The following is a 6423-nucleotide window of genomic DNA, read 5'->3' as shown; positions in this document are numbered from 1 at the left end:
ACCGCGACCCCTCCATCGTCCAACCACAACGAGCCAGCCACAAGATCCTTTCCCCGCCCTGCGCTGGCGCCGAAGGCGCCCCCTCCGCTCGATACGAACGCTCCGCGGGCTACTCGATCAGCATGCAATCGCCCCTCCATGTTGGTCGAGTAGCCGCGGAGCGGCGTATCGAGACCACCGCCCCTCAGCACACCGCGCCGAGGCGTCAGACGCGCGACGCCAGCTCCGCGCTCGCGCGGGCGACCTCGCGGGCGATGGCGTGCTCGTCCACGGAGACGAGGTGCCCGTCCGCGACCACGGGCCGCCCGTTGACGAGCAACAGGGTCAGCGGCGGCTGCGCGCCGAGCGCGAGGGCCGCGACCGGATCGGCGATGCCGGCGTGCTCGATCCCGTCGATCCGCCACAGCGCCAGGTCGGCGAGCTTGCCCACCTCGATCGAGCCGATCTCGTCCTGGCGGCCCAGCACGCGCGCGCCGCCGATCGTCGCGATCGAGAGCGCCTGCCGCGCGCTCATCCGGTCTGCGCCGGCGCGGAGCCGGTTCATCAGCACGGCCGCGCGGATCTCGGAGCCCAGCTGCCCGGACTCGTTCGACGCCGCGCCGTCCACGCCGAGCCCGACCGGCGCCCCGGCCGCCAGCAGCTGCGGGATCGGCGCGATGCCCGCCGCGAGCCGCGCGTTCGACGACGGGCAGTGGGCGACTCCGGTGCCCGTGGCCGCGAACTTCGCGATCGCGTCGTCGTCGAGGTGCACGCCGTGCGCCATCCAGACGTCGTCGCCCAGCCAGCCGAGCGACTCCAGGTAGTCCGTGGGCGACATCCCGAAGGTCTCCCGGGTGAAGGCGTCCTCCTCGACCGTCTCTGAGCCGTGCGTGTGCAGACGCACGCCGAGCTGCCGGGCGAGGACCGCCGACTCGCGCAGCAGATCCGGCGTCACCGAGAACGGCGAGCACGGCGCGATCGCGACGCGCACCATCGCGTCGAACGAGGTGTCGTGGTACCGCTCGACGGCCTCGCCGCTCGCCTGCAGCGCCGCGGCGGTCGTCTCGACCGCGAAGTCCGGCGGCAGACCGCCCTGCGACTCGCCGAGGTCCATCGAGCCGCGCGTCGCGTGCAGGCGCAGCCCGAGCGTCGAGGCGGCGTCCACGATGCCGCCGACGATGTCGCCGGAGCCTCGCGGGAAGACGTAGTGGTGGTCGCCCACAGTGCTGCAGCCCGAGCGGGCGAGCACCCCCATCGCACCGAGCGAGGCGGACCGGGTCAGATCGGCGTCGATCCGCGACCAGGCGGGGTACAGCGCGACGAGCCAGTCGAAGAGGATCGAGTCCTGCGCCCAGCCGCGGGTCAGCCACTGGTACAGGTGGTGGTGAGTGTTGACGAGTCCGGGGGTCAGCAGGTGGCCCCGGCCGTCGACCCGGGTGAGCACGACCGGCTCCGCGGACGGGAGCCCGGTCGGCGCCCGGCCGTCCAGGGCCCAGGCGGGCGGCTCCCCCGCGCCGACGGCGACGATCCGCCGGTCGTCGACGACCGCGTGGCCGCCGGGGTGCTCGGCCCCGGCGGCGTCGACTGTGGCGACGTGGGCTCCGGTGATGACGTGACGCTGCATCTTCTGAGCATGGCAGCGCGGTGTTTCGCGGCGGTTTCCTCCGCCCCGGCCCGTCCTCGTCAGGGCCGTTCCGGACCGCTGCTCAGCGCGCGAAGAACCAGATGGCGAAGGGAGCAGCCGTCCACGAGCGCGTCGTCGTGCGGACGGTCCACCTGCCGGAGACGGTCCGTCGAGGACCGCGCGTCCTCGGCACGGCACGCACTCGAGGCGGATGAAGGCCGACGGAGGGGGATGGACGCGGAGCGACGGGACATCACTTCGCGTCCGTCCCCTCGAGGCGGCCCGCCCGCGCCCGACGAACGTCAGGGCAGCCGGTCGGACCGCCGCCGAGCCGGGCGTGCTCTAGAAGGCGGAGCCGGGGATGCGGAGGTCGAACGTGCTGGTCGGCGCGGAGACCGACCCCACCGGCGTCCTCGCCGTCCAGGTGCTCGACAGGGCCACAGAGCCGCGCTGGACATCCTCCACGGTGACGACGCGGCCCTTGATGACGACCGTGGAGACCGTGTCGACGTCCAGGTTCACCTTCTTCGGACCGACATCGCGCAGCGGCATGTCGCCGGTGTTGAAGAACGAGTAGACGACGGTGACCGGCGTGCCCGCTCCGACGGCGGTCCCCGGCGCGACGTCGAACGAGGCGTAGGTCTTGACCTTCAGCCCGGGGTGCACGGCTGCTCCACTCCCCGTCAAGGAGGAGAAGGTGAAACCGCCGTCGGACGCCGCGACGGCCGACGGCGCCGACGCACTCCCTCCGCCCGTGACGATGCTCTTCGCCGGGCTCGTCGGGGCTGCGACGTCCGGGGTCGGGTCGGCGAGTGCGGCCGGGGCGAGGCCGCCTGCGAGACCAGCGACGAGCGCGAGGGTCGCGACGGTCGAGCGGCTTCCGCGCGCGGGACGGTCGGCGGCGAGGGAGCGGGTGGGTTCGGTCATGGTGACTCCTGGTTCATCGTGCTGAGGGTGAGCGGCGGAGCGACGCCATGCTGGCATCGCGCCCATCGCGCTGTCCTCTCTGTGGCACGGACTGAGGAGCCCGGCAGCTCGCGTGACCCGCTGGCACCTTCTGTCTCAGCGCGAGGCGTGAATCGGCCCCGACCGCCCCGCCAGCGGCGCGCCCGATGCCCCGGCGCGCACCGCCAGCACCTCCGCGAGGATCGAGACCGCCGTCTCCTCCGGCGTCGACGCGCCGATGTCCAGGCCGATCGGCGAGTGCAGCCGGGCGAGCGACTCCTCCGCCACCCCGGCCTCGCGCAGCAGCCGCAGCCGCCGCTCGTGCGTGCGCCGCGAGCCCATCGCGCCGATGTAGGCGGCGGGCAGCGTCAGCGCCGTCTCGAGCAGCGGCACGTCGAACTTCTCGTCGTGGGTGAGCACCGCGATCACCGTGCGCTCGTCCACCTCCGTCGCCGCGAGGTAGTCGGACGGCCACTCGACCACGACCTCGTCGGCGCCCGGGAACCGCTCCGCCGTCGCGAACACCGGCCGCGCGTCGCAGACCGTCACCCGGTAGCCGAGCAGCGCCCCGGCCGCGCAGAGCGCTGCGGAGAAGTCGACGGCGCCGAAGATCAGCAGGCGCGGCTTCTCCGCGCTGACGACGTAGGTCACCTCGAGCTCGACGCCCTGGCAGGCGATCTCCACGGTCGCCGAGCGGCCCGAGGCCAGGCGCGCGGCCCGCTCGGCCAGGATCCGGCGCACCGTGTCCTCGTCCAGCGACGGCCCCACCACGTCCTGCGCGCGGGTCGCGCCGGTCAGCACCAGGCCGACGAGCTCGTCCGGCCCGCCGACGATCATCGCCAGTCCCGCCGGCCGCCCGGCCCGCGCGGCGCGCAGCTCGGCCAGCACGGCCCCCGAGCTCGCGTCGACGACGTGGCCGAAGACCCGCAGCTGCCCGCCGCAGGAGAGACCGGCCGCGAACGCCGCCTCGTCGTCGAAGCCGAAGTGCTCCGAGCCGGAGCCGCCGGAGCCGAGCACCTCCTGCGCGAGCGCGTAGGCCTGGGCCTCGACGCAGCCGCCCGAGATGGAGCCGATGGCGCTGCCGGCCGCGTCGACCGCCATCGAGGAGCCGAGGGCGCGCGGCGCCGAGCCGAAGACGTGGGTCACGGTGACCACGGCGACGCTCTCGCCCGCCTCGACGCGCGCGAGGAGCGGTACGGCGAGTTCGAGCACGGCGGCCTCCGACGTCGACGGGCGGGAGGGCGCGGAGCCGGGTCGTGCGGCCGGCGGGCGCTCACACGCGGGAAACATGCCGAGTATATGGTCGAACCCATGCCCGACGACTCCCCCTCGCTCGACCTCGTGATCCGCTCCTCCGCCGTCCTCACCGAGAACGGGACGCGGCCCGCCAGCGTCGCCGTCGCGGGCGGCCTCATCGTCGCCGTCGGCGACATCGACGCGCCCTGGAAGACCCTCGAGGAGGTCGTCCTCCCCGCCGGCCAGGTGCTGCTGCCGGGGATCGTCGACACGCACGTGCACGTGAACGAGCCCGGCCGCACCGAGTGGGAGGGCTTCGCCTCCGCCACTCGTGCGGCAGCGGCCGGCGGCGTCACCACGATCATCGACATGCCGCTGAACTCGATCCCGCCGACCACCACCGTCGCGGGGCTGGGCGCCAAGAAGGCCGCGGCCGGTCCGCAGGCGCTCGTCGACGTCGGCTTCTGGGGCGGGGCGATCCCGGAGAACCTCGGCACCCTGCGCGAGCTGCACGACGCGGGCGTCTTCGGCTTCAAGTGCTTCCTCTCGCCGAGCGGCGTCGACGAGTTCCCGCACCTCAGCACCGAGCAGCTCTTCGCGGCGATGGCCGAGATCGCCGCGTTCGACGGTCTGCTGATCGTGCACGCCGAGGACCCGGTCGAGCTCGAGGCGAGCGCCAACGCCGGCGGCACCTCCTACGACGCCTTCGTCGACTCCCGGCCGCCCGCTTCCGAGAACTCGGCGATCGCGAGCGTGATCCAGGCCGTCCGCGAGACGGGCGGGCGGGCGCACATCCTGCACCTGTCCTCCGCCGAGGCGCTGCCGCTGCTGCGCGAGGCGAAGGCCGAGGGGCTGCGGATCACCGCGGAGACCTGCCCGCACTACCTCACCTTCGATGCGGAGACGATCCCCGACGGCGGCACGCAGTTCAAGTGCTGCCCGCCGATCCGGGACGAGCGCAATCGCGAGCTGCTCTGGAAGGGCCTGCTCGACGGCACGATCGACCTGATCGCCTCCGATCACTCCCCCGCCACGGCCGAGCTCAAGTTCGCGCACGACGGCGACTTCGGCCTCGCCTGGGGCGGCATCTCCGGGCTCGAGCTGAGCTTCCGCGCGGTCTGGACGGGCGCGCGCGAGCGCGGGATCCCGCTGGAGCAGGTCGTCGCCTGGATGTCGACGGCGACCGCCGCCTTCGCCGGGCTCGGGCAGAAGGGGCTGCTGCGCGCCGGAGCGGACGCCGACCTGGTCGCGTTCGAGCCGGAGGCGGCGTCGCCGGTGGACGTCGACGCGCTCTCGCACAAGAACAAGGTCTCCGCCTACGACGGCCGCGTGCTGCGCGGCGCCGTCGCGGCGACCTGGGTCGGCGGAGTCCGGGTCACGGGCGAGACCTCAGCGCCGGTCGGCCGGCTGCTCGACCGGCCCTGAGCCGTCACCGGCGGCGGAGTCGGAGCGACGGGGCCGGGCCGCGTGTTCCGGTCACGTTTCCGCCGTGTGAACTCCCGCGGTTCCGGGCGCGGTTCCGGGCGGATCGCACAAGACTCGGGTGACGCGGGCGCCGGACGCTGAGTGCTCCGCCGGTGCGACGGGGTCGCCGCGCGCGGCATCCTGGCAGACGGGCACAGCCCGGGCCGCGCGACCGCGGTCCCCCGCGGAGCCCCACGAACCACCGAACGCGAACAGGAGCGGACATGTCGATCATCCTCGGAGACCACCAGTACGGGAAGGCCGAGAACCGCGTCGTCCGGATCTACCGCGACAGCCCCCGGCACGAGATCCACGACGTGAACGTCTCGACCGCCCTGCGAGGCGACTTCGCGGCCGCGCACCTGACCGGCGACCAGTCCGCGGTCCTCCCCACCGACACCCAGAAGCAGACCGCCTACTCCTTCGCGAAGGAGAAGGGGCTGCGCTCGATCGAGGCGTACGGCCTCGAGCTGGCCCGGCACTTCGTCGACGGCACCGAGACCGTGCACGGCGCGCGGATCGAGATCGAGGAGTTCGCCTGGGAGCGCGTCCTGGTCGACGGCGCCGAGCACGACCACACCTGGGTCCGCAAGGGCCAGGAGGTGCGCATCGCCTCCGTCACCGTCGAGGGCACCGGCGACGCGCAGCAGGTCTGGATCACCGGCGGCTTCAAGGACCTGACGATCCTCAAGTCCACCGGCTCGGAGTTCCACGGCTTCCTGACCGACCCGTACACGGTGCTCCCGCCCACCCGGGACCGCGTGATGGCGACCTCGCTGGTCGCGAAGTGGCGCTTCGCCCTCAGCGACGAGGAGATCGCCGCGAGCGACTGGGAGGCCGTCTACGCCGGCGTGAAGGCGCTGATGATCAGCCGCTTCGCCACCGTGCACTCGCTCGCCCTGCAGCAGACGCTCTTCGAGATGGGCAAGGCGGTGCTGGAGGAGTTCCCGCAGATCGTCGAGGTGCGCCTCTCGGCCCCGAACAAGCACCACTTCCTCTACGACCTCTCGCCCTTCGGCGTGGAGAACGACAACGAGGTCTACCACGCCGCCGACCGGCCCTACGGGCTGATCCAGGCCGCCGTCACCCGCGACGACGCGCCGGACGCCGGGCCCGCCTGGTACGCGTACTCGGGACTGGTGTGAGCGGAGGGTCCGGTCCGGGCACAGGCCCGC

The 6423-nt window shown here is 73.4% G+C and carries 5 protein-coding genes; 2 read left to right on the top strand and 3 right to left on the bottom strand.

Annotation, left to right across the window (positions count from 1 at the left end; translation table 11 throughout):
• Positions 1-205 precede the first annotated feature (205 nt).
• The 3 genes from EDF45_RS07570 to EDF45_RS07560 all read right to left on the bottom strand — a co-directional run bounded on the left by EDF45_RS07570 (position 206) and on the right by EDF45_RS07560 (position 3760).
• Positions 206-1603, bottom strand: coding sequence for an 8-oxoguanine deaminase (locus EDF45_RS07570; RefSeq protein ID WP_123735514.1), 1398 nt, complete (start codon positions 1601-1603; stop codon positions 206-208).
• 342 nt (positions 1604-1945) lie between these two features.
• A complete protein-coding gene (locus EDF45_RS07565; protein WP_123735513.1) occupies positions 1946-2530 on the bottom strand; it encodes a hypothetical protein in 585 nt (194 codons plus the stop codon).
• Positions 2531-2665: 135 nt separating this feature from the next.
• Positions 2666-3760: an XdhC family protein gene (locus tag EDF45_RS07560; RefSeq protein WP_260311924.1), complete on the bottom strand. Its 1095-nt coding sequence runs from the start codon at positions 3758-3760 to the stop codon at positions 2666-2668.
• A 99-nt stretch (positions 3761-3859) separates the two neighbouring features.
• Between EDF45_RS07560 and allB the strand changes: the two genes are divergently transcribed.
• Together allB and pucL are read left to right on the top strand one after the other, a co-directional pair.
• Positions 3860-5209: an allantoinase AllB gene (allB, locus tag EDF45_RS07555; RefSeq protein ID WP_123735511.1), complete on the top strand. Its 1350-nt coding sequence runs from the start codon at positions 3860-3862 to the stop codon at positions 5207-5209.
• A gap of 263 nt (positions 5210-5472) precedes the next feature.
• The gene (gene pucL / locus EDF45_RS07550) at positions 5473-6393 is read left to right on the top strand and encodes a factor-independent urate hydroxylase (protein WP_123735510.1); all 921 of its coding nucleotides are present in this window, start codon (positions 5473-5475) and stop codon (positions 6391-6393) included.
• Positions 6394-6423 lie beyond the last annotated feature (30 nt).

The organism is Rathayibacter sp. PhB186 (genome assembly GCF_003751825.1).
In the GTDB taxonomy this organism is placed as follows: Bacteria; Actinomycetota; Actinomycetes; order Actinomycetales; family Microbacteriaceae; genus Rathayibacter; species Rathayibacter festucae.
The sequence above is the reverse complement of the archived record's forward strand: the minus strand, read 5'-3'. Positions and strand labels throughout refer to the sequence as shown.